We start from the raw sequence: 21,571 nt of genomic DNA on the forward strand, positions 1-21,571 counted from the left end.
AAAATGCAAGACCAAATGCTGTAAAAAGTATAAGAAAGGCGAACAGAAGCGTTGCAAAAAATGCCCGTGTTTCGATTTGCTTAAAAAGGTAGCTTAGCCTATTCCGGGCGTTTAACCCCACCGTCCCTAACAACAATTCCTTCGATATCCGATTGCCCTTCAACCAGGTAATAGGCAATTTTACGAACCAAAAGATCGCTATGGCCACAACCTTCATCACATAAAAGGCGATGTTGGCGATAGATGAGGTGCTTTCCGTTCAAATAGGCACGATAGGCCTTGGGGTCGTTCACTTGCAGTGCGAGTTCAAAAGCTTCCTGATCCGTCCAAAAATCCCGTTCGTCCTCATCGGATTTGTGGGTGATTTCCAATTCGAATTTGGCATCCTTGACACCGAGGTTCCGGTAGAACCCGTCTTCCTCCAACACCCTTTGCGCCGATCCGATCAGGGGAAGGACGAATAGAAGACTGATGATATGTCGTTGCAAGGAGTTCATATAATACGTACGTCATAAAGACGATTTTCGACGCCGATGGTTGCACATCGCTTCATTAAGTTATCGTTAATACCTGATTCTAAAAAAGAAAAGGGGCGAAACGCCCCTTTTTATCGTGCTGTGACTTCGATTACTTGCCCAACATCAACAATTCATTGCAATGCACTTCGGTGATGTACCGTTTTTCACCGGTCTTTGCCTCGTAGGATCTTGAAGTCAACTTGCCTTCGACCACCACTTCCTTACCTTTGACCAAATAGGTCTCCACGATGTCTGCGGTCTTCCCCCAGGCCACCACATTATGCCACTGGGTCTCGGTGACCTTTTCACCTGCTTTGTTCTTGTAGGTTTCATTGGTAGCCAAAGAAAACTTGGCCAATTTACCGCCATTCTCCAAAGCGATCACTTCGGGATCCTGCCCGAGATTACCGATTAATTGTACGCGATTCCTGATTCCATTCATTGTTTACTGTTTTAAAGGTTCCTATCGAACACCATCGTTCGACGAGGCAAACCTAGGGCCGTCCGCATCGGGTACTCGGTAACCAATCGCTTAATTTCGTTTGTAAACGTTTGTTGTCGTTTAAAAATGAAACTCTTCATCGAGTTCTATCCAACGATTTGATACAAAAAGGCTTCATATCGGCCATTTTGGTATCTTTAAGTAATGGAAAGCCATTTTCAAAGTGAAACTTTAGCATTGTTGACCAGCGGGCTACTCCTCCTGCTTAGCTTCGCGTGCATTGTAGCTTACCGGATTTTGCAATCGAAACGCAACCAAAAGTGACATCAGCCCGGCAAGCGAACATTCCGTATCTTTAAGAAGCAAAGCATGACTATGGGGTATCGCATCAAAGACAATGTGGAGAAAAAACGTTACGAATTCGAATTGCCCGTTCATACGCCTATCATTGAATACATCAGGGCGCAAGATAAGATCTACCTGACGCATACCGAGGTTCCCCCCGCTCTTGAAGGGCAGGGTATCGGTAGTGAATTGGTCAAACAGGCTTTGACGGATATCAAGGCGAAAGATTTGACCTTGGTACCCTTATGCCCATTCGTTGCTGCATACATTAAAGAACATCCTGAATGGAAGGCCCTGGTCTTAAAAGGAATCAATATCGGATAATATGGAAAAGGAAATCGTAAAGGAATATACTACCGACGGATTGACCGTCATCTGGAAACCCAAAAAGTGCATTCATGCCGAAATTTGTGTGAAGACCCTTCCGGAGGTCTATGACCCCAATGGCAAGCCATGGATACAGCCAGAGCATGCTTCGGTCGATGCCCTGAAAGCGCAGATCGATAAATGCCCCTCAGGGGCCTTGACCTATCGCGTTGATGGGGAAACCGCAACTGTAGACACCCATGAAACTTCATGTACGGTAGTGGCAAATGGTCCCTTATTGGTTAGCGGTACCCTTCAGGTCACCTTGGCCGATGGCAGCACGGAGACGAAAAAAAGAAGTACGGCTTTTTGTCGCTGTGGCGCTTCTGAAAACAAACCCTATTGCGACGGCACCCATAACAAGATCGGCTTCGTCGGCTAATCTGGCCTGCCTTTTGCTTTGTAATCGAAAAACACCCAATGAAACACTACGTACCCTTATTGATTCTTATGTTGCTGGGCACCTTTGGTTGGACCCAAACCAAAAGCTTTTTGGACCTACCTTATTTAGAAACTTCGGCCAAGGTCGATACCTTGGTAACCCCAGACGAGATCTACCTCAGCATCACGATTCGGGAAAAAGACTCCAAAGGGCGTAAGTCCGTTGAGGAGCAAGAGCAGCGCATGGCCGGAAAATTAAAGGAATTGGGTATCGATGTGAAGCAAGACCTTAAGATCAAAAACCTGACCAGCTACTATAAATCCTATTTTCTGCGGAGCAAAGACGTATTGAAGAGCAAGCAGTTTTCCCTAAAGGTCGCTGATGGACTGACTGCAGGTAAAGTCATGGCCGCCCTTGAGGAAATCGGCATCGCCAACACTTACCTCGAACGCACCGCCTATTCGGATATGGACGGCTTGGAGCTCCTATTGAAATCGCGGGCCGTTGCGAAAGCAAAGGCCAAAGCCATCGCATTGACCAAGCCCTTGGGCCAAAAAATTGGGAGGGCCATCCATATCGTCGATAATTCCCAACCCTATTATCCGAATTATGGGCAACCCCGTATGGCCATGATGTCGAAAATGGAAATGGATGCCGAAGCTGCACCGCTCGACATTGGTTTCGAAAAAATCAAAATAGAGGCCACGGTGAATATCAAGTTCAGCTTGTACAATGAATAAGCCCCTGTTCGTCATTAGGGAAACCACCATCGTATGAGAACCCTGATCCTTTTCTTTATTGTGGGATGTTCGCTTGCAAGCGCCCAAAAGACACTACAGTTGACAGAAGGTCAAGCTTCACCCGAAGCCGACCTGACCCAAATTCACTGGCTCATGGGCCATTGGAAGGGCGAGGCCTTCGGCGGTACCGCCGAAGAATTCTGGAGCCCTCCGGCCGGGGGCAGTATGATGTTCGTCTTTCGTTTGATCCATGAAGATCAGATAAGCTTCTATGAAATCGGGCATATCAAAGTGCAAGACGGTACGCTTTTGATGCAATTGAAACATTTTGACGGCGCGCTTAACGGTTGGGAGGAAAAGGCCGAAACCGTCGATTTCAAATTGGTGAAGCTAACGTCGGATGCGATTTATTTCGAAGGGCTTACCATTGAAAAAATTGCTGAAGACCGGGTCAATTTCCATGTATTGGTCGAAGAAAAAGGCGTGCAAGAAGAAGTGGTTTTTGCCTACCAACGTGTTTAAGACCCATTAATCCAAGATCGAAAGGGCAGCATCGACCGCCTTTTCAAGTTTGGGTCTAGCGGTATCGACCTTGGTGGTCACCCGAAGCCCATTGTAAAAGGTATACAGTAGCAAACCGATCTCTTGGGCGTCACGGTCTGAAGCGATTTCGCCTGCATCAATACCTCGTTGAACATAATCCATGAACAGGCGTTCGATTTGTTCCTTATGTTGTTGCAGGCCATCAAGCAAATCGCCCTTACCCGGCACCAATTCGGTAGTGGTATTCACGACGAAACAGCCTTTTCGGCAAGCATCGTTCGTCGCTTCGTCAATCGCCGTGGAAAACAAAGCCCTGAATCCGTCCATTACCGAGGAATGTCGTTCAAAAAGCCTTTCCAACCATAACGAGGTTTCTTGTCTGTAACGGGAAAAAGCACGATCAAAGAGCTGTTCCTTGCCTCCATAGGTATCGTACAGGCTAGCCCTGTTGATTCCCAAATGCGAAACAAGATCTTGCATCGAAGTAGCATGGAACCCTTTTTCCCAAAAGAGTTCCATCGCTTTCTTCAATACGTCTTCTTGACAAAATTGTTTCGTTCTAGGCATATGCGATACCTCAAAAATAGCACAAAACTACACTTGGGCGAAGCCGCCATCGACCGGAATCTCAGCACCGGTGATATAACTGCTATCCGAAGAAGCCAAAAACAGAGCCGTTGTCGCTACTTCGTCCGAATTTCCGAATCGACCCAGGCTCACCAAGGATGGGAAACTCGAAGCCATGGCATCGATATTCTCTTGCGGCACGTTGTGTTTGCCATAGATCGGGGTATCTATGGGGCCAGGGGCGATGGCGTTTACCCGAATGCCCTTAGGTCCGAATTCCGCGGCCAAGGTCCGTGTCAAAGAACGCAGCGCTGCTTTGCTCGAGGCGTAAGCCGACATGCCGGCGAATCCTTTGATGTTCACCACCGATGTATTGAAAATGATACTGGCCCCTTCATTCAAGTAATCGTGGGCCGCCTTTACGGTAAAAATCGGGCCTCGTACATTGATGTTGTGCACCTCATCGAAAATTTCTTCACTGAGTCCATCAATGGTCTCCAATCGAAAGATCCCGGCATTCAAGAACAACACATCGATTTTGCCAAAGGCATCGACCGTGGTTTTGATCAGGGCCGCGCTATCGGCTACACTGGCCGCTTCGGCCTTGACCAATTTATAATCGCCCGTCAATTGCCCTTCAAGGGCATCCAGTTTTTCCTGACTGCGGCCGGTCAAGACCACTTTCGCTCCTTCCGCTAGGAAGAGTTTGGCCGTATGAAGGCCCATTCCGCTCGTTGCTCCGGTAATGATGGCAACTTTGTTTTCTAGTTTTTTCATTTGATACGATTTGATTTTAATTTTATTTTGGAACGTTCATTCCGATACAAACATATACATAACAGAACGTTCGTTCCAAATAAAAAATACACTTTAACTTCCCTTTAAGGTTTTGAAGGTGGTTTCGTATCTTACTGCAACTAAAATCAACCCTATGGATTTCTTTCGACTCTTTTTGGTGTTATTGCTATGCCTTCCGATGACCGTATCATCGCAACGCAAAAAGAAACAGCGACAAGCCGCACCGGTACAGCTACAAGATTCTATGTACTCCGGTTTGAAATGGCGTAATATCGGTCCCTTTCGTGGTGGGCGAAGCGTGGCTTCGACCGGTGTCGTTTCGCAGCCCATGACCTATTATATGGGAACCACCGGGGGTGGGATTTGGAAAACCACCGATGATGGCATCACCTGGAAAAACATCTCAGACGGTCAATTACAGACCGGGACGGTCGGGGCCATCGCCGTTTCAGAAAGCAATCCGAATATCGTGGTAGCCGGTATGGGCGAACATGCGGCAAGAGGGGTCATGACCTCTATGGGCGATGGGGTATACAAATCAACGGATGCCGGCAAGACCTGGAACCATATCGGTCTGGAGGCATCACGTCATATTTCGGATGTCATCATCCATCCCACCGATCCCGATATCATTTTCGTTGCAGTACAAGGGGCCCAGTATGGTGATGCCACAGAACGTGGCATATACCGAACGACCAATGGCGGTACAAGCTGGGAGCGTGTTTTATACGTAGCTCCGGATAGCGGTGCTTCTTCCCTATCTATGGACATGAACAACCCCATGATCTTATATGCGGCACTTTGGCAACACCGCCGACACCCATGGACCATGGTTTCAGGCGGACCCAAGTCAGGGCTTTACAAATCAACTGATGGCGGATCCACATGGGATCCCATGACAAAAGGCATCCCTAAGGAAATCGGAAAAGCGGGTATTTCCGTTTCGCGGGCGAACTCCGAAATCGTCTTCGCGGTGTTGGAGGCCGAGGGGCAAAAAGGAGGGGTCTACAAAAGTATGGATGCGGGCAAAACCTGGAAACAGGTCAATAAGGACCGGATCAACATCGCACGATCCTGGTACTATATGGAGATCTTCGCCGATCCACAAGATGAGAACATCGTATACGTGCTCAATGCTCCCGTAACCAAATCGATAGATGGGGGCCGTAGTTTCACCCCCTTACCCACCCCACACGGCGACAACCACCATCTCTGGATCCATCCGGATAACAACAAGAAAATGATCAACTCAAATGATGGTGGGGCCAATGTGTCGAACAACGGCGGCAAAAGTTGGAGTAGCCAGCAAAACCAGGCCACCTCCCAGTTCTATCGGGTCATTACCGACAACCTGGTGCCCTACAACGTCTACGGAGGGCAGCAAGACAATTCGGCCATTGCCATAGCGAGCCGCACCAATGATGGAGGTATCGATTGGAAAGACTGGTACTCGGTGGCAGGCTGCGAAAGTGCTTATTTGGCCTTCGACCCTGACAACCCCCAAGTGGTCTATGGCGGATGTTACCAAGGCATCATCGAAAAATGGGTAAAGGCATCCCGAGAAGGCAAACCTATCAAAGCCTACCCCGAATTGGGTCTGGGCAAGGTTCCCAAAGACTTCAAATACCGATACAATTGGAACGCGCCGATCATCAGCTCGCCCCACGATCGCAATACCATTTACCACGCTGGCAATGTCGTTTTCAAAACTACGGATGGTGGCCAAAGTTGGGAAGTAGTCAGTCCGGACCTCACCAGGAACGAAATCGAAAAACAAGGCCCAGGGGGCAAACCCTTCACCAATGAGGCTGCCGGAGGGGAAAACTACAACACCTTGATGTACTTGGTCGAATCACCCCACGAACAAGGGGTACTATACGCCGGTAGCGATGATGGCCTTGTGCACTTGACCAAAGACGGTGGGGCCAATTGGACCAACATCACCCCACCCGGAATCGGATCGGGGATCATCAATAGTATCGAGGTATCACCACATGATGCTGCGACGGCTTATATTGCCGTCATGCGTTACAAATCAATGGACCTTTCGCCTTATGTTTTTAAAACCTCCGACTATGGTGCCACTTGGTCGAAAATCACCAATGGCATTACCGACCCACACACCTTCGTTCGGGTCGTGCGTGAAGATCCCATAACCAAAGGGCTACTCTATGCAGGCACTGAAACAGGTCTATACATCTCACTCGACGACGGGGCCAATTGGCAGCAGCTCCAATTGAACCTACCCGTGGTTCCGATCAACGACCTGACCATTCAAGATAACGATTTGGTGGCGGCAACGGCAGGACGGTCGTTTTGGATCCTCGATGACCTTGGGGCACTCCAGAATAGCCGTGGTATCCAATCCGATATGATGCTGGTACGACCCAAGCCCAGCTACCGCATATTTGGTGGTAGTCCGCACAGGCCCGTACCCGGTTTGGGCCAAAACCCGAAATCGGGGGTAACGATCGACTATTATTTGCCGAACAAACTCGATACGACCGAATTGAAATTGGAAGTCCTAGACCAGGGTGAGGTCATCCGCACCTTCACCAACCAAAAACCGAAAGGGTTCAAAAGTTGGCCCGGAGGCCCACCCAAACCGGAGGTACTGCCGAGCAAAGCGGGCTTCAACCGGTTCACTTGGGATTTTAGGAAAGAGGCCATACCGGCAATCGACAAAGTCTTCGTCTTCGGCAATTACCAAGGGCAACGTGTAGGACCGGGCACCTATACCCTTCGCTTGACCATGGCAGGAAGAGCGACGGAGACTACCGCCCAAGTACTGGCCGACCCCAAAGTCGAAGCCAGTGCGGCAGACTATAGCCAACAGCAACAGCTTCTCGATCGGATCGTAGGGGTACTCAACGATATGCATGGAGCCGTAAACAGCATGCGCTCGGCCAAAAGCCAATTAAAGGCCTATAAAAAGCTCTTGAAAAACAAGACCGAAGCCGAAGCCCTATTGCAAAAGGGCGACAGCCTCTTAAAACGGATCACCCTCTGGGAAGAACACCTCATCCAACCCAAGCAAAAGACCTTTCAAGACGTCATCAACTTCCACAACCAGTTGAATGCCGATTTTATGCATTTGAAAGGATTTGTCGATGTGGCCGAACCCAAGGTGACCCAAGGGGCCCAAGAACGCTTCAACGATCTTTTGGCAGCGTGGCGCATCTATGAAGCCGAAAAGAACGATTTGATCGAAACCGAAATGGCCGAATACAACAGTCTATTCAAAAGTTTGGGGCTTCCGGCCCTTATTATGGACGAATAACCGCTTGGATGGGGGAAGGCAGGCGTTGTTTGGTTTGTGGGGATGGATTCCGTGGGAGGTCTGACAAGAAATTCTGCTCAGACCATTGTCGTAATGCCTACAATAACGAACGGAACAAAGATCATTCGAATTTGCTGCGGAATATCAACAATCGACTGCGAAAAAACTACCGCATACTCGGAAGCTTTACCTTGAATGGCGGCAAAACCCGAACCACCAAGCAACAGTTGATCGACAAAGGCTTCGATTTCGCCTATATGACCAACCACTACGTGACGAAGAAAGGGACGGTCTATTACTTCGTGTATGACCTGGGCTATTTGCCCTTGGATAATGGCATGTACATGATCGTCAAACGGGAATAAAAAAGGCCCCTTGCGGGGCCTCTCACGTATTTCGGTCGGTAGTTATTTCCAATTCTGACCGCTCAATTTCAAAGCGGCGACCACAATGTCCTTTCGACTGATCTGGCCCACCAGAATGCCATCTTTCATGACGGGCAAACGGCGACGATTATGTCGATCGAAAACACCGGCGGCATCGAAGATGCTCATATCATGCGGAATGGTCTCCACATTCTTGGTCATATAGCGTTCCACACTTTTATCCAATATCGGTTGGTTGAAGTAGCGACTCTCCGAAATCTGCTTCATACAATCGGCTTCCGAAATGATACCGACTAAAAAGCCATTGTCATCCATTACCGGCCCACCGGAAATTTTGTATTTCGCGAAAGCCTCCATGACTTCCAAAATGGATTGCTGTGGTGAAAAGGTCACCAACTTCTTGGTCATGTAGTCCGAAACCAATATCGGGGCATCGTATTCCTTTTTCGAATCGGGCTTTGCCCGGGCCCCTTGAAAACTCTTTATTGCCATGTTGGTTACATTGAAGGTTGATTAATAAAGTTAGTGAATTTTAACGAATTTTTTAAATTTTTGGCCGCTAACATGCGAAGCTTGTAATATTTTATACATTTATGAAACAACTGACAGCCCTATGAATTTCTCCCGATCGGTCTCCTTTTTCCTAATTATACTCGCGGTTATTTGGAGCTACACCTCCCTCAGTCCTGGGTACGAACCGGATGGATCCGCTGCTGAAAATGAATTTTCGGTAGACCGGGCATTGGCCCATGTCAAGAGCATTTCGGTCGAAACACACGGGGTGGGCTTTGCGGGCCACCAACAGGTTCGCTCGTATATCATCTCCCAATTGAATCAAATGGGTCTCGAAACGACCACCCAAACGGGATATACCACCGGTGGTTGGGGCAACCTTAGCAAGGCCATTAACATCTTAGCCCGTATCAAAGGAAGCAGCGATGGAAAAGCCCTGATGCTGTTGACCCACTATGACAGCAGTCCCCACTCGTCTTTTGGTGCCAGTGATGCCGGAAGTGGAGTGGCTACCATTCTTGAGGGTATCCGGGCCTTTTTGGCCGAAAACGGCCAACCCCGAAACGATATCATTATCTTGATTTCGGATGCGGAAGAATTGGGCTTGAACGGTGCCGACCTTTTTGTCAACCAGCACCCCTGGGCCAAAGAAGTGGGTCTTGTTTTGAATTTCGAAGCACGCGGAAGCGGTGGGCCGAGTTACATGCTTATCGAAACAAATCGGGGCAACGGCAAGATGATCCAAGAATTCGTGGCCGCCAGTCCAGAATATCCGGTGGCCAACTCCTTGGCTTATAGCATTTACAAAATGTTACCCAACGATACCGACTTGACCGTGTTCAGGGAAGATGGCGACATTGAAGGTTACAATTTCGCCTTTATCGACGATCATTTCGATTACCATACGGCCAAGGATACCTATGAAAGGTTGGATCGTGAATCGCTTGCCCATCAAGGCAGTTACCTCATGCCCTTACTGGCGTATTTCAGCAAGGCCGACATCAATGACATGAAAAGTCTCGATAATTACGTGTACTTCAATATTCCGGTGTTCAAATTGGTGTTTTATCCGTTTGAATGGATTTGGCCTATGCTCGGGCTGGCCCTATTGCTCTTTGTGGCCTTACTGATTGCCGGATTCAGAAAGAAGGCCTTGAGTGTAAAAGGGGTTTTCACCGGGTTCGTTCCCCTATTGACGGCGCTGGTCATAGCGGGCATCGCAGGATACATCAGTTGGCCTGCGCTGAAATGGTGGTATCCCGGATTTCAAGATATCTTGCACGGTTTCCCATATAACGGGCACATGTATATCGTATCCATGTCTTTTTTAGCCCTGACTGCCTGCTTTTGGGTGTATTCCTTGTTCAAGAAAATCGAACTGCCCGATCTTTTGGTCGCCCCGATCACCCTATGGTTGATCATATGCATACTGGTTGCGCTGTATCTAAAAGGGGCGAGCTTTTTCGTGGTCCCTTTACTCGGGTTATTGGGTGCGTTGTTGGTGACCATCAATCAGAAAAAACCGAATCCGATGTTGCTGTTGGTTTTGGCTTTGCCTGCTGTTCTCATCTATGCCCCATTTATAAAAATGTTCCCAGTGGGCCTTGGATTGGGCATGCTGACCGCGGCAACCGTTTTTGTCGTGTTGCTCTTCGTTTTCATACTGCCTTTAATCGGACAATCAAAGGCAAAACACCGATTTACCGTAGCCAGCCTGGCCGTGTTTTTGTTTTTTAGCGTTAAAGCCCATTTGAACACGAAGTTTACCGAAGATCGGCCAAAACCGAGCAGTTTGCTCTACGTATACGATGCGGATGAGCGAACGGCCCAATGGGCCACCTATGACCAAGACCCTATTCCGTGGAATGCCCAATTCTTAGGGGTCGAAAAAGAACCGTCAGGTGATGCCCCGAAAGTATTCAGCAGCAAATACAATACGCGGTTCACCTTTACGGCTACCGCGCCTGACAAAAAAGTGGCCGCTCCTGATGTTACGGTCATACTTGATACCCTGATCGGAGAAGAACGGAAGCTTTCGGTGTGCATTACCCCCGAACGACCGGTCAACCGTTTGGAAATTTTCACCAACGATGTGCCCATCAAGAAAGCATGGGTCAATGGCTTGGCCCTTGACGAATATTACCTGGCGAATAGAACGGGCAATCGATTGATAACGCATTATGTCAGCGACAACGACTATACCGAACTCGAAGTCGTAATCGACGCAGCTGAACCCCTTGAATTGCGTTTGTTCGAGGCATCGAACGATTTGTTGAGGAATCCCTTATTTTCGGTCCCTGAACGTCCTGAAAACAGCATCCCCATGCCTTTTGTCTTGAATGATGCGATTTTGGTGACCAAAAAAGTAAAATTTGACTGAAACCATAGGGATCATCGGATGCGGATGGCTGGGCACCCCCTTAGCCAGACACTTCTTGGCAAAAGGGTATCAGGTCAAAGGCACGACCACCTCCAAAGATAAACTGCCGGGGTTGGAGGCCCTGGGCATTTCGGCCTATCATGTGGTACTGGATGCGGATGGTGCCAGCGGGGATCTGGATCGGTTCTTGGAAGGGATTGACTATCTGGTGATCAACGTTCCCCCCCGGATGCGAAAAAAGGATGCGGAACCCTTCCTCCCCAAAATCGAGTTCTTGTTACAAGCCTTGGAAGGTACCGGCATTGAGCGCATCGTTTTCATCAGCAGCACTTCGGTATATGGAACGGCCTCTGGCAACATCACTGAAAAAACACCGCCAGAACCTAAAACGGTATCGGCGCAACAACTCTTGGCCTCAGAAGACGTATTGCGTTCGCATTCCGATTTGACCACAATTATTCGATTCGGTGGGTTGATCGGTCCTGACCGACACCCCATCACCATGCTTTCCGGAAGATCATTGCACAACGGAAACGATTTGGTCAACCTCATCCATCTCGATGATTGTATCATGATGATAGCGTCGGTTATCGAGAAAACACTTTGGGGCGAATTGTTCAATGGGGTATTCCCGTATCATCCCACCAAACAAGACTACTACACCCAAATGGCCCAAAAAAGGCAGCTCGCCCCACCGCGGTACACCGAACCTGAGCGACCGCAAGCTGTAAAAAAGATCATTTCAGAGCGATTTTCTGTTAAAGTCGGTCCGTTGGAGACATCCATTGTCGATTAACTGACCACGGAAAAGGATCCCTTGACAACAATTAAGATTTATTTATGTTAATTAAAGTATTGATTTCAAGTGCTTTAACGACAAATCCCATAACTTTAATAATGCAAATACAAAATCGTTATGGAAAATTCAGTTTTAGGGACGAAAATTTTAATGGAAATGGAAAAACTGATCGGTCAGACTGTGATCAAAGGTAAAATGACCAAAAAAGTGCAGCACTTTCATGAGGCCATTATACAAAAACATTACAATGCCACCGATGTGGTCATCGACTATCACCGCCATCGTGTGAAGATGCATGTGGTGGTCGACGAGCAGCCTTATGACCCTTCAAAGGTCAATCTGAACCTGTCACTTCTGCCGACCAATCTTTTTTTCAAAAACCTCCAGCTCTTTTTGAAGTCTTGTTTGGAACGCGATGCCAAAAGTCTGGCATTCTATTCGGGCTTGATCAAGAATTTGACCAATAGGGAGACGATCGCGCTTCAATACTAAAGCCGACGGCTCAAAAAACCCATGAAATAGCTAGCCCTATGCGCCAAATGGCGCATAGGGCTTTCTTTAACAGCTTACTACGTAATATTTTTTTAGTTTTGCCGCACTGAAACCAAAAGGAAATGAAAAAAATAGTATTGCTTCTAGCATGTATGGGTACTTTAGGTCTAACCGCCCAGAACAACGCGGCTCTCATAGACCACTATGAAGCCTATTACAAAGAAATGCGCCTTCAAGGCGATATCAACGGGGTCATCGGTGCCTTGACGCACTTGAACATTCTATCTCCCTCCCAACAACGTCGGGATACTTTGGCGTTCGTTTACATGAACAACAACCAGCACTTGCAAGCGCTAAACACCATCGGCATCGAAAAGAACGACAATGATTCGGATCTTGCCGTTCGTGTCAAAGCGGTTTCGCTGAAGGCTTTGAACCAACCCAAGCGGGCGGTCGAACATTTCGAAACCCTATTCACTCGCACTCCAAATGCCTACATCGCCTATGAATTGGCCGATCTCAAGATCCAAGTGGGTGACAATGCCGGGGCGGCGTCGAATATCGAATACGGGATAACCAACGCCAAAGAAGATCAGAAATATGCCTTTTTCGAAAGACAACAGCCTTACGAGGTACCACTAAAAGCGGCCTTTTACCATATCAAAGGCTTGATGGAGTATAACGTTGATAAAAACAATATCGATGCGGCCATAGCCCTAATGGACGAAGCGCTGAAGCTTGATCCGAATTTCAATTTGGCAAGTTTGAGCAAGCAGGCACTCGAATCTAGGAAAGCGAATCCGGAAGGGACACAGAACTAGTATCCGGTTTTCCGGTATTTTTCTTTAAGCGCTATAAGCAGAAGGCTATCCTTCTGCTTTTTTATTTCAACCAATTCACCGACATTGTCGTTGGGTACGGCAATGGAAAGCACGTAATGGGCGATTTTCCATCCCGAAGCGGTTTTTTTCAGAACCCCCGAACCACGGCACAATTTCATTTGGGTATCTAGCAATTCATCAAACCAGGCGAAACCGGCCCCTTCCCCTACATAAATATTGCGTTCAACGGCCGTAAAACTCCAAGCCCTGCCCTGATCGAAATAGGGTTTTGAAAAATCCTTGAATTCTTGGAGCTGCCAATTCTCGGTAGCATCGGTACCCAAAAAAACCCCGTCGGTCGTCATCAATGAGAAATACGCTTCAAAATCAGCATTGGAAGCGGCCTGATGCCACGCATCCAAAACGGAAGCAATGGCCTTTTTTTCAGGGTCTTGGGCGAACGCTCCAGTGAAGGATAGTAGCGCTGTTAGAAAGAAGATCTTAGTTTTCATCGAGGTACTGGTTGATATCCAAGCTATTATTGACCTGAACGTTGAATTGCGAACGTAATGCATTGTAGGCCGTAACTAAGGCCTTCATGGGGTCTTCTATTTCGGCTCGATCGTTGAGCCCCCCCTTTAGACGGAGCATTTGGGTCAATAACACCCGTTGTCTACTCCGAATTTGTGCCTTATCGAACTCGGGAGGATAGGTTCCTTGGGCCCAAGTCTTTTGCTTCTCCAAAAGATCGTCAACAGCCAATTGCAGCTCTTCGCGGTTCGAAGCGCGCATCATGATCCCATAGCTATTCTCGAATTCTTTGTAATCCGACCACGCATCCAACAGCTGGGTCGCCCTTTCGTTGGTCGCCACCAAGTTCGGAAGGGCCTGCAACGAAAAGAAAGACGTATTATCGTCTTGTGTGTCCTTTGTGTCGGCGCCTTCACCACAAGAAAAGACCAAGAAACAAACCAAGGTCAACATCAAGATTTTTTGCATGAAACGAAAGTACAAATTTTAAGATAAGCTATCTTTAGTGCCGCATACGTTAAACCCGTTTTCCATGCAAAAATCCATATTGATCTTGGGTGCCTGTGGGCAGATCGGCACAGAGCTCACCCTGGCCTTACGACAGAAATTCGGCGAAGACAATGTCGTTGCCAGTGACATTCGTGAAGGGGGCGGTGAGCTCATGCGAACCGGACCCTTTGAATTGTTGGATGCCACCAATTACGAGGCCATCGAAGATGTGGTCATGCATTATGAAATAGAGGAAGTGTATTTAATGGCGGCCATGTTGAGTGCTACGGGTGAGAAGTTCCCGATGCGGGCATGGAACCTCAATATGAACTCCTTGTTCAATGTATTGAATTTGGGAAAGGAGCAGAAAATCGATAAGATATTTTGGCCTTCGAGTATCGCTGTTTTCGGTACCAATACCCCAAAGGAACTGACCCCCCAAGATACGTTGATGCAACCCAGCACGGTCTATGGGATCAGCAAACAGGCCGGTGAACGCTGGTGTGAGTATTACTTCAATAAGTACCAGGTCGACGTGCGCAGTGTGCGTTATCCTGGCCTGATCAGTTGGAAGACACTCCCGGGTGGTGGGACCACCGATTATGCCGTGGAAATTTTTCACAAAGCACTTGCCGATGGAAGCTATTCGTGTTTTCTCGATCAAGACACTTCGTTACCCATGATGTATATGGACGATGCCATACGCGCGACCATCGGATTGATGGATGCCGACCCGGGCACCCTAAAAGTGCGATCGTCTTATAACTTGTCGGCGATGAGCTTTTCACCCAAAGAAATCGCTGAAAGCATCAAGACCCATCTACCGCATTTCGAAATGGGGTATGCGCCTGATTTCAGACAGCAAATAGCCGATTCATGGCCGAGTAGTATCGATGATGGTGCAGCGCGGAAAGATTGGGGTTGGAAACCCGAATACGACCTCGAGGCGACCACCTCTGTCATGCTCCAAAACCTAAAGGCCGCGGCGCGGTAATCGTATTTTCATGATTTCGATTATGGGTTGTGGATGTCGGACTTACCCCCTGTCTTTTTGACCAAGCCGATCGATTCGATGGTAATTCGCTTGTCTATGGGCTTCAACATGTCGTACATGTTCAAGGCCACCACACTGGCACCATGCATGGCTTCCACTTCGACCCCTGTCTTGTAAAAGGTCTTCACGGTAACGGTAACCGTTATTGCCAAATCGGAAATCGCATAGTCGATCTTTGCGAATTCTATGGGTAATGGATGGCAATCGGGAAGGAGGTCAGGGGTTTTCTTTATGCCTAAAAAACCTGCGGCCCGGCTCATCGCGAATACATCGCCTTTGGGCACCTCACCGGCTTCTATCGCAGTTATCGTATCGATGCTGCCGACCCTGACGATAGCTTCGGCTATGGCCATTCGATGGGTGTTCTGTTTTGTTGTAATATCGACCATGGCTATGAATTGACTTTCCATTGGTAGGAGTTGTCTGCAAAGTGCTCCTTACCAAAAACCGGGACTTCCTTTTTTATCGCCTCGACCACGAAATGCAGGCCGTCGAAAACCGCCTTTCGATGCGCTGAGGAAACCATCACGAAAAGACAGACTTCCCCAACGGCGACCGAACCCAAGCTGTGACGGATGCATAGCCCGCTCAGATCGTATTTCGCACGTGCCGACTCCATGATCTCGTGGAATTTTTGATTTGCCATCTGTTCGTAAGCAGTATATTCAATGGCCGCAACGGTCTTGTTATCGATAACATCGGCGCGAACCTGGCCCAAAAAAATATCATGGGCACCCGTGCCGGTGGCAGCCTGTTGCCTGGCTATGGTATCGGCGATGAATTGTGGCGGGATCGCACCTTGTATAAAAAGGTCGGTGATTTCAGCATTCATTCCCCTAAAGTACAGAAGAAATAGGAATCGGTAGTTTTCGAAAGTGCTAAAAAACACTATTTTTGCCCTCCACATTGGGCCCCGTAGTTCAATGGATAGAATAGAAGTTTCCTAAACTTTAGATGCAAGTTCGATTCTTGCCGGGGCTACTTTTTCCTTTTCGATTCAAAGTCTACTCTAGACCATTTTCCTTTTGTCCGTTTTATTCGACCAGGTTCAAAGTCACTTCTTGAAAGTTCGATTTTGGAGCCTCACAAACTGGACAACAGTAGGTTTCGGAAAGACCTTTGAATGGAGTACCAGCTGGGATATTGGCCTGTGCATCTCCTTGGGATGCATCATAGACCGTAAGACAGGAGGTACATTGAAAAACGGTTCGGAGGGCAATCTCATCATCTTTTTTTAGGCCTTTGCCCCGTTCTTGGGGCTTGCTCAATTCCTTAAAATATTTTTTGCTCAACTCCATGAGCAACTGTCCCAACTGTTTTTGATCTACCGCTTGGGCATAACCCACGTATTCATCCGTATTGGGGTCGAAATTTTTGAAATGGAGGACATTGAACGTCGGTTTCCCTTTGAACTGCTTTATGGCTTCCGGTATCGGGTTCTTTTCAACGATGATCGAAGCGAAATGGGAACGTTTACCCACATCATTGCTGATGCCGAAGGTCAAGCCATAGGTGCTGATATCGTTTTCATCAAAATGCTTCACCAAATCCTTTTTTAGTTCTAAGGCAGCGGGATCATCAACCGGTAAATGCCAGTTCATTTCCAGCTGTGAGTGACGTACGTTTATCCCCCGTTGCCCTAAGAAGCGTTCCAATTCTGGACGGCTTTCTTTTGGTATTCCCTTGACGATGAACGATTTCCATGGGGTAATACTGATCTTACCAATACTGTTATCCAAACAAAATCCGCAAAAATCACGAAGAAAGCCCAAGTCATACTGGTTGTTGCGCCAATACAGACCAAGCCAATATTTATCGAGGCCCATTCGGTTCATCCCCTCGTAGTAAGGAAAGGTCAAAAAAGGGATTTCCAAAGGCTTGGTCAGGCTTCGGTTATTGGTCAATAAACTTTGGTTCAATATCGAAAACAGTTGATCCACATTATCGATAGTGGCGTAAATGGCATCAATGGCCTTGGTCACTTTCACGATATCCCAACTGTAGACCAAAACCGGGTAATACGCACGTTTCTTCCAATGCGGCAGTAGCATGTTCAGGTACCAGTAGTCTTCTTCTTCGGATGCAATAAAATTTAAATTGCCGTTGAAAATCGGTACCAAGCGCTGTTTGGGGTCGGTGATGTTGACTTTCAATTTGGGACTGAAATCGAACTCTTCCAAAATATAGAGATATGTCGATCCTTTCAACCAATAGGTCATATCGAAAATATCCGCTGAAACGTAAGACGAAACAATATTCTGGTAACTTCTATCAGTAACGATCTGGGTGCTATACCCCGCACGCTGTTCCAATTCGGATTTCTTGGTCGTAGGAAGGGAAAACAACAAGTCTTGGCGCGAACCAAAGGAAACCGTTTCCAAACCGGCAAGTTCAAGCAAAGCGATGCCGTCTTTGAGTTCACCTGGAGAGGTGACACCTCCTTTTAGCAAAATCCGGCTCAAATCATCATTCTTCAAGCTCATGCCATCGCGGTTTTTAAAGAGTCGTTCAAGATCCCTTTTACTTCGGGTTTGCAGCTTCCGCAACCCAATCCGGCACCGGTTTGGGTGCAAAGGGAGCTCAAGTCGGAACACCCTCCGGAAATGGCATCTTGCAGGTTGCCAAGACCGACTTGTGAACAGGAACAAACCAGTTTTCCTTTTAGTGGTGCACTGTTCGAACTTCCACGTAACAACTCTTCGCGTTTATCCGAAAGTTCGATTTCTTCCTCAATAAGCCGTTTGAACTCAGCGAACTCACTCTTATCACCCATAAGCACGGTCCCTTTCAAGGTATCGTCTTTAACGATACACTTCTTATAGAAACGCTTACTGACATCCATTAAAATAATCTCTTCATAGCTCGGGTCATCCTTGGGGGTATTCACCATTCCGATACTGCATAGATCGAGATCATCGAATTTGAGAATATTCATCAAAACCGACCCGGTGTAAATGCTACCCAAATCCCCTAGAAGATAGTTTGCCGCGACATCGGCTTGCTGTTCCGCGGCAGAGGTTATCCCAAAAAGCGCATTTTCGAATTCGGCGATCTCTCCCAATGCAAAGATGTCAGGGTCACTGGTCTTCAGATACGGATCGACCTTTACCCCGCGGCCGGTCGATAGGCCCGCGGCTTTTAAAATATCGATATTGGGCCTTGTACCGATAGCATATACAATGGCATTGCAGCTGAGTATCCTTCCGGTCTTCAAACCGACGTTCAATAGGTGCTTGCCTTCTTTTTCCTCAAAAACGGTATTCACCTCGTTATCGAAATAAATCTGTATGCCGCGGTCTCGAACATCTTCGGCAAGCAGGCGACTGGAAACCAAATCCAATTGCCGTTCCATAAGTCTGGGCGCTCGCTGTATGATACTGATATTCACCGATTTTTTATTCAAGGCGGCGGCTAATTCGAGACCCAGCAATCCGCCACCCACAATGACCACATGCTGTTGTTCATTTGAAAGACCGGTGTCTTTCAAGTACGCTTTCAACCTATCCGCATCACTACGTTGGCGCATGGTAAACCGACCAGGAAGATCCAATCGAACATCACTAGGGATGAAAGCCCTACTTCCTGTGGCGACGATCAGTTTATCGTACGAATGTTCAACGCCCCTTTCATCGGTTACCGTTTTTTTGTCAGGATGAATGCTACTGATACCGTTTTCGCTATGAAGCAAAACATCTAGTTTTTCAAGCTCCCCTTTTTTCAATTTCTGTAATGCCTCCCAAGGGAGATCTTCATTTACGTATTCGGGGAGCAATACGCGATTGTAAAAGGGGTACTTCTCCTTCGAAAAAACCTCGATCGTATCGACTTCGTTCTTCTCGCGAAACGATTGGATGAACCGATAGCCCGCCGCACCGGCACCGACCACTACGATCTTTTCTGCAGGTTTGCGATATTTTTCGACTTGTACCGCCGAATACTTGAAATCAGGTTCTTTGGAAATGGGATCGATCAGTTCACCGGTCAGGTTATTGGCCCTACCAAAATCGCTTTGAAGTGTTTTACCCCAGTGCATCGGTAAAAAAACCACCCGTTCGCGAATATCGAAATCGATCTTTACCTTGACCCGAACCGAGCCACGACGGCTGGTGACGACGGCCACATCACCTTCATTCAGTCCCCTTAAATAAGCATCGACCCGGTTCATTTGTAGATAAGGGGAAGGAGTATGGGTCAATAGTCGCTTCACCTTCCCGGTTTTGGTACGGGTATGCCATTGATCACGTACCCTACCGGTGTTCAAAATCAAGGGATACTCGGTGTCGGTCCGTTCCGATACGTTTTCGAGTCGTTTCGGGGCATTGAAATGGGCTTTCCGATCGGCGGTGAAATAGTGTTGATCTTCGAAAAGGCGTGGGGTACCCGGATGTTTTTGATGGGGTACCGGCCATTGAAAGCTACCTTCGTTTCGGAGTCGTTCGTGCGAAAGCCCTGAAATATCGATGTTCGTTCCTTTGGTAATCAAGCAGTATTCGTCATAGACCTCGCTGACCGAATCATAATCAAAGCCTTGAAACCCCATGCTTTGGGCGAACCTCCATAGGATTTCGGCATCAGGAAGGGCCTCCCCCGGCGGTTCGATCACTTTGGGCAAATAGCTGATGCGTCGTTCCGAATTGGTCATGGTGCCTTCTTTTTCAAGCCATCCGGCGGCAGGTAGTAACAAGTCGGCATAGCGGGTGGTTTCCGAAGAATGGGAAATATCCTGTACGACCACAAAACTTGCTTTTTCCAGGGCTTTCTCGACTTTTCTCGCATTGGGAAGACTGACCACCGGATTGGTACAAATGATCCAAACCGCTTTCATTTTTCCTGAGGCCAAAGCATCGAACATTTCGGTAGCGGTCAGTCCGGGTTCCCCTTTGATTTCCTTACCGCCCCAGAATTCTTGGACTTCCTTGCGATGTGCCGGATCGCCTAAATCGCGATGGGCAGCCAAAAGGCTTGCCATGCCCCCTACTTCCCGTCCGCCCATGGCGTTGGGCTGTCCGGTCAACGAGAAAGGTCCTGAACCGGGTTTGCCTATTTGGCCGGTCAGCAAGGATAGGTTCAACAGGGATATGTTCTTGTCGACACCGATGACGCTTTGGTTTAGACCCATGGTCCACATACTGATGAACCCTTTGGCTTCGGCGATCATTTTTGCTGCCTTCTTGATATCGTTTACGGCAATACCGCATTTTTCAGAGGCTTGTCGCAGGGTGAGTTCAAACGCTTTGAGCCTACATGCTTCGTAATTTGCAGTGTATCGTTTGATAAAGGCCTTGTCTATTTTCTTTTTCTCGATGAGCCATCTCGCCATAGCATTGAACAAGATCACATCCGTGCCCGGTAGGATCTGGAGGTGCAAATCGGCCATTTCACAGGTTTGGGTCTTACGTGGGTCGACCACGATCATCTTGACCTTTGGGTTTGCTTCCTTATGTTTTTCAATTCGTCGGAACAGAATGGGATGGCACCACGCCGGGTTGGCCCCGGCGATTAAAAAACAATCCGCCAATTCGATATCGGCATACGCGATCGGTACGGCATCATTACCGACAGTTTTCTTGTAACCGACCACGGCCGAACTCATACAAAGCCGTGAATTGGTATCGATATTGTTGGTCCCTAAAAACCCTTTGGTCAATTTGTTCGCGAGGTAATATTCTTCGGTCAAGCATTGTCCGGAAACATATAGACCGACACTATCAGGGCCATAACGGTCAATGATACTTTTGAAAACGGCCGCGGCACGGGTAAAGGCCACATCCCACGTAATGCGCTGTTTTTTGTGGCTACGGCTCCATCGCATTTCCGGATATAAAATCCGATCGCTGGTATCTTGCGCCACATAGTTCAGGGTCTTCCCTTTGGTACATAGCATGCCTTGATTGACCGGATAATCGGTATTACCGCTAACCCCAAGTACCCCTTTGGCATCCTTTTCAACGGTAACGCCGCAGCCTACCCCACAATAGGAACAAATGGTATTGAATCGTTCTTTTTTCGGCATATGAATCCCAGCTTATGGCCCTTTGTTTCAATAAAGAAAATTAGATAATTACGTAGTAATACGTAGTGAAGAAATGATAAAAAGAAGCCTTAAAATTATCGGATTGATAATT

22 protein-coding genes and 1 tRNA gene are annotated in these 21,571 nt (G+C 47.8%); 12 read left to right on the forward strand and 11 right to left on the reverse strand.

Features of this window, described 5'->3' with window-relative positions; genetic code table 11:
- Window positions 1–98: 98 nt before the first annotated feature.
- Both ABV409_RS02615 and ABV409_RS02620 read right to left on the reverse strand, forming a co-directional pair.
- On the reverse strand, window positions 99–488 hold the full coding sequence (locus ABV409_RS02615) for a hypothetical protein (protein WP_353875988.1): 390 nt from the start codon (window positions 486–488) through the stop codon (window positions 99–101).
- 139 nt (window positions 489–627) lie between these two features.
- Window positions 628–960, reverse strand: coding sequence for a single-stranded DNA-binding protein (locus tag ABV409_RS02620; RefSeq protein ID WP_353875989.1), 333 nt, complete (start codon window positions 958–960; stop codon window positions 628–630).
- A 375-nt stretch (window positions 961–1,335) separates the two neighbouring features.
- Between ABV409_RS02620 and ABV409_RS02625 the strand changes: the two genes are divergently transcribed.
- The 4 genes from ABV409_RS02625 to ABV409_RS02640 are packed head-to-tail and all read left to right on the forward strand — an operon-like array spanning window position 1,336 to window position 3,315.
- The gene (locus ABV409_RS02625) at window positions 1,336–1,629 is read left to right on the forward strand and encodes a GNAT family N-acetyltransferase (RefSeq protein ID WP_353875990.1); all 294 of its coding nucleotides are present in this window, start codon (window positions 1,336–1,338) and stop codon (window positions 1,627–1,629) included.
- A gap of 1 nt (window position 1,630) precedes the next feature.
- Window positions 1,631–2,053 (forward strand): (4Fe-4S)-binding protein, encoded by a 423-nt coding sequence (locus ABV409_RS02630; RefSeq protein WP_353875991.1) that lies wholly within the window; start codon window positions 1,631–1,633, stop codon window positions 2,051–2,053.
- Window positions 2,054–2,091: 38 nt separating this feature from the next.
- The gene (locus ABV409_RS02635; protein WP_353875992.1) at window positions 2,092–2,793 is read left to right on the forward strand and encodes an SIMPL domain-containing protein; all 702 of its coding nucleotides are present in this window, start codon (window positions 2,092–2,094) and stop codon (window positions 2,791–2,793) included.
- A 33-nt stretch (window positions 2,794–2,826) separates the two neighbouring features.
- The gene (locus ABV409_RS02640) at window positions 2,827–3,315 is read left to right on the forward strand and encodes a DUF6265 family protein (protein ID WP_353875993.1); all 489 of its coding nucleotides are present in this window, start codon (window positions 2,827–2,829) and stop codon (window positions 3,313–3,315) included.
- 6 nt (window positions 3,316–3,321) lie between these two features.
- Here the strand turns inward: ABV409_RS02640 and ABV409_RS02645 are convergent, their stop codons facing one another.
- Entirely contained in the window at window positions 3,322–3,903 is a 582-nt protein-coding gene (locus tag ABV409_RS02645; RefSeq protein ID WP_353875994.1) for a TetR/AcrR family transcriptional regulator, read from the reverse strand.
- A 27-nt stretch (window positions 3,904–3,930) separates the two neighbouring features.
- Window positions 3,931–4,680, reverse strand: coding sequence for an SDR family NAD(P)-dependent oxidoreductase (locus ABV409_RS02650; protein WP_353875995.1), 750 nt, complete (start codon window positions 4,678–4,680; stop codon window positions 3,931–3,933).
- Between the two features lie 154 nt (window positions 4,681–4,834).
- On the opposite strand from ABV409_RS02650, the gene ABV409_RS02655 reads away from it, so the two are divergent.
- Entirely contained in the window at window positions 4,835–7,981 is a 3,147-nt protein-coding gene (locus tag ABV409_RS02655) for a VPS10 domain-containing protein (protein ID WP_353875996.1), read from the forward strand.
- Window positions 7,982–7,989: 8 nt separating this feature from the next.
- The gene (locus ABV409_RS02660; protein WP_353875997.1) at window positions 7,990–8,346 is read left to right on the forward strand and encodes a DUF2116 family Zn-ribbon domain-containing protein; all 357 of its coding nucleotides are present in this window, start codon (window positions 7,990–7,992) and stop codon (window positions 8,344–8,346) included.
- Window positions 8,347–8,388: 42 nt separating this feature from the next.
- Here ABV409_RS02660 and ABV409_RS02665 read toward each other — a convergent pair whose 3' ends face one another.
- Window positions 8,389–8,859, reverse strand: a complete 471-nt coding sequence (locus ABV409_RS02665) for a CBS domain-containing protein (protein ID WP_353875998.1) — start codon at window positions 8,857–8,859, stop codon at window positions 8,389–8,391.
- Between the two features lie 121 nt (window positions 8,860–8,980).
- Between ABV409_RS02665 and ABV409_RS02670 the strand changes: the two genes are divergently transcribed.
- From ABV409_RS02670 to ABV409_RS02685, 4 genes are all read left to right on the forward strand, one after another.
- The gene (locus ABV409_RS02670) at window positions 8,981–11,260 is read left to right on the forward strand and encodes a M28 family peptidase (protein ID WP_353875999.1); all 2,280 of its coding nucleotides are present in this window, start codon (window positions 8,981–8,983) and stop codon (window positions 11,258–11,260) included.
- Window positions 11,253–12,056 carry an SDR family oxidoreductase gene (locus tag ABV409_RS02675; RefSeq protein WP_353876000.1) on the forward strand — a complete coding sequence of 268 codons (804 nt, stop codon included), beginning with the start codon at window positions 11,253–11,255 and terminating at the stop codon, window positions 12,054–12,056. The genes ABV409_RS02670 and ABV409_RS02675 overlap by 8 nt, the downstream gene beginning before the upstream one ends.
- A 159-nt stretch (window positions 12,057–12,215) precedes the next feature.
- Window positions 12,216–12,551 carry a hypothetical protein gene (locus tag ABV409_RS02680; RefSeq protein WP_353876001.1) on the forward strand — a complete coding sequence of 112 codons (336 nt, stop codon included), beginning with the start codon at window positions 12,216–12,218 and terminating at the stop codon, window positions 12,549–12,551.
- Between the two features lie 122 nt (window positions 12,552–12,673).
- Window positions 12,674–13,372: a tetratricopeptide repeat protein gene (locus ABV409_RS02685; RefSeq protein WP_353876002.1), complete on the forward strand. Its 699-nt coding sequence runs from the start codon at window positions 12,674–12,676 to the stop codon at window positions 13,370–13,372.
- On the opposite strand, the gene ABV409_RS02690 is transcribed toward ABV409_RS02685, so the two are convergent.
- Window positions 13,369–13,884: a nuclear transport factor 2 family protein gene (locus ABV409_RS02690; protein WP_353876003.1), complete on the reverse strand. Its 516-nt coding sequence runs from the start codon at window positions 13,882–13,884 to the stop codon at window positions 13,369–13,371. The genes ABV409_RS02685 and ABV409_RS02690 overlap by 4 nt on opposite strands.
- A complete protein-coding gene (locus ABV409_RS02695) occupies window positions 13,874–14,371 on the reverse strand; it encodes a hypothetical protein (RefSeq protein ID WP_353876004.1) in 498 nt (165 codons plus the stop codon). Before ABV409_RS02695 ends, ABV409_RS02690 begins: the two co-directional genes overlap by 11 nt.
- A gap of 64 nt (window positions 14,372–14,435) precedes the next feature.
- Here ABV409_RS02695 and ABV409_RS02700 point away from each other — a divergent pair, with 64 nt between their 5' ends.
- Window positions 14,436–15,386: an NAD-dependent epimerase/dehydratase family protein gene (locus tag ABV409_RS02700; protein ID WP_353876005.1), complete on the forward strand. Its 951-nt coding sequence runs from the start codon at window positions 14,436–14,438 to the stop codon at window positions 15,384–15,386.
- Between the two features lie 20 nt (window positions 15,387–15,406).
- Here the strand turns inward: ABV409_RS02700 and moaC are convergent, their stop codons facing one another.
- A complete protein-coding gene (gene moaC, locus ABV409_RS02705) occupies window positions 15,407–15,856 on the reverse strand; it encodes a cyclic pyranopterin monophosphate synthase MoaC (protein WP_353876006.1) in 450 nt (149 codons plus the stop codon).
- Window positions 15,838–16,278 carry a molybdenum cofactor biosynthesis protein MoaE gene (locus ABV409_RS02710; protein WP_353876007.1) on the reverse strand — a complete coding sequence of 147 codons (441 nt, stop codon included), beginning with the start codon at window positions 16,276–16,278 and terminating at the stop codon, window positions 15,838–15,840. Before ABV409_RS02710 ends, moaC begins: the two co-directional genes overlap by 19 nt.
- A 77-nt stretch (window positions 16,279–16,355) precedes the next feature.
- Between ABV409_RS02710 and ABV409_RS02715 the strand changes: the two genes are divergently transcribed.
- Window positions 16,356–16,427 (forward strand) — tRNA-Arg (locus ABV409_RS02715).
- Between the two features lie 53 nt (window positions 16,428–16,480).
- Here the strand turns inward: ABV409_RS02715 and ABV409_RS02720 are convergent.
- Both ABV409_RS02720 and ABV409_RS02725 read right to left on the reverse strand, forming a co-directional pair.
- On the reverse strand, window positions 16,481–17,929 hold the full coding sequence (locus tag ABV409_RS02720; RefSeq protein WP_353876008.1) for a rubredoxin: 1,449 nt from the start codon (window positions 17,927–17,929) through the stop codon (window positions 16,481–16,483).
- Window positions 17,926–21,459 carry a molybdopterin-dependent oxidoreductase gene (locus ABV409_RS02725; RefSeq protein WP_353876009.1) on the reverse strand — a complete coding sequence of 1,178 codons (3,534 nt, stop codon included), beginning with the start codon at window positions 21,457–21,459 and terminating at the stop codon, window positions 17,926–17,928. The genes ABV409_RS02720 and ABV409_RS02725 overlap by 4 nt, the downstream gene beginning before the upstream one ends.
- Window positions 21,460–21,571 lie beyond the last annotated feature (112 nt).

The sequence above is a fragment of the Flagellimonas algarum genome (assembly GCF_040513375.1).
Lineage (GTDB): Bacteria > Bacteroidota > Bacteroidia > Flavobacteriales > Flavobacteriaceae > Flagellimonas_B > Flagellimonas_B algarum.

Bases quoted from the DNA above. Each gene is read 5' to 3' on its own strand.
- ABV409_RS02620 (WP_353875989.1), bottom strand. From the start codon at position 960: ATGAATGGAATCAGGAATCGCGTACAATTAATCGGTAATCTCGGGCAG.
- ABV409_RS02625 (WP_353875990.1), top strand. From the start codon at position 1,336: ATGGGGTATCGCATCAAAGACAATGTGGAGAAAAAACGTTACGAATTC.
- ABV409_RS02630 (WP_353875991.1), top strand. From the start codon at position 1,631: ATGGAAAAGGAAATCGTAAAGGAATATACTACCGACGGATTGACCGTC.
- ABV409_RS02635 (WP_353875992.1), top strand. From the start codon at position 2,092: ATGAAACACTACGTACCCTTATTGATTCTTATGTTGCTGGGCACCTTT.
- ABV409_RS02640 (WP_353875993.1), top strand. From the start codon at position 2,827: ATGAGAACCCTGATCCTTTTCTTTATTGTGGGATGTTCGCTTGCAAGC.
- ABV409_RS02645 (WP_353875994.1), bottom strand. From the start codon at position 3,903: ATGCCTAGAACGAAACAATTTTGTCAAGAAGACGTATTGAAGAAAGCG.
- ABV409_RS02650 (WP_353875995.1), bottom strand. From the start codon at position 4,680: ATGAAAAAACTAGAAAACAAAGTTGCCATCATTACCGGAGCAACGAGC.
- ABV409_RS02655 (WP_353875996.1), top strand. From the start codon at position 4,835: ATGGATTTCTTTCGACTCTTTTTGGTGTTATTGCTATGCCTTCCGATG.
- ABV409_RS02660 (WP_353875997.1), top strand. From the start codon at position 7,990: ATGGGGGAAGGCAGGCGTTGTTTGGTTTGTGGGGATGGATTCCGTGGG.
- ABV409_RS02665 (WP_353875998.1), bottom strand. From the start codon at position 8,859: ATGGCAATAAAGAGTTTTCAAGGGGCCCGGGCAAAGCCCGATTCGAAA.
- ABV409_RS02670 (WP_353875999.1), top strand. From the start codon at position 8,981: ATGAATTTCTCCCGATCGGTCTCCTTTTTCCTAATTATACTCGCGGTT.
- ABV409_RS02680 (WP_353876001.1), top strand. From the start codon at position 12,216: ATGGAAAAACTGATCGGTCAGACTGTGATCAAAGGTAAAATGACCAAA.
- ABV409_RS02685 (WP_353876002.1), top strand. From the start codon at position 12,674: ATGAAAAAAATAGTATTGCTTCTAGCATGTATGGGTACTTTAGGTCTA.
- ABV409_RS02690 (WP_353876003.1), bottom strand. From the start codon at position 13,884: ATGAAAACTAAGATCTTCTTTCTAACAGCGCTACTATCCTTCACTGGA.
- ABV409_RS02695 (WP_353876004.1), bottom strand. From the start codon at position 14,371: ATGCAAAAAATCTTGATGTTGACCTTGGTTTGTTTCTTGGTCTTTTCT.
- ABV409_RS02700 (WP_353876005.1), top strand. From the start codon at position 14,436: ATGCAAAAATCCATATTGATCTTGGGTGCCTGTGGGCAGATCGGCACA.
- moaC (WP_353876006.1), bottom strand. From the start codon at position 15,856: ATGGAAAGTCAATTCATAGCCATGGTCGATATTACAACAAAACAGAAC.
- ABV409_RS02710 (WP_353876007.1), bottom strand. From the start codon at position 16,278: ATGAATGCTGAAATCACCGACCTTTTTATACAAGGTGCGATCCCGCCA.
- ABV409_RS02720 (WP_353876008.1), bottom strand. From the start codon at position 17,929: ATGAGCTTGAAGAATGATGATTTGAGCCGGATTTTGCTAAAAGGAGGT.
- ABV409_RS02725 (WP_353876009.1), bottom strand. From the start codon at position 21,459: ATGCCGAAAAAAGAACGATTCAATACCATTTGTTCCTATTGTGGGGTA.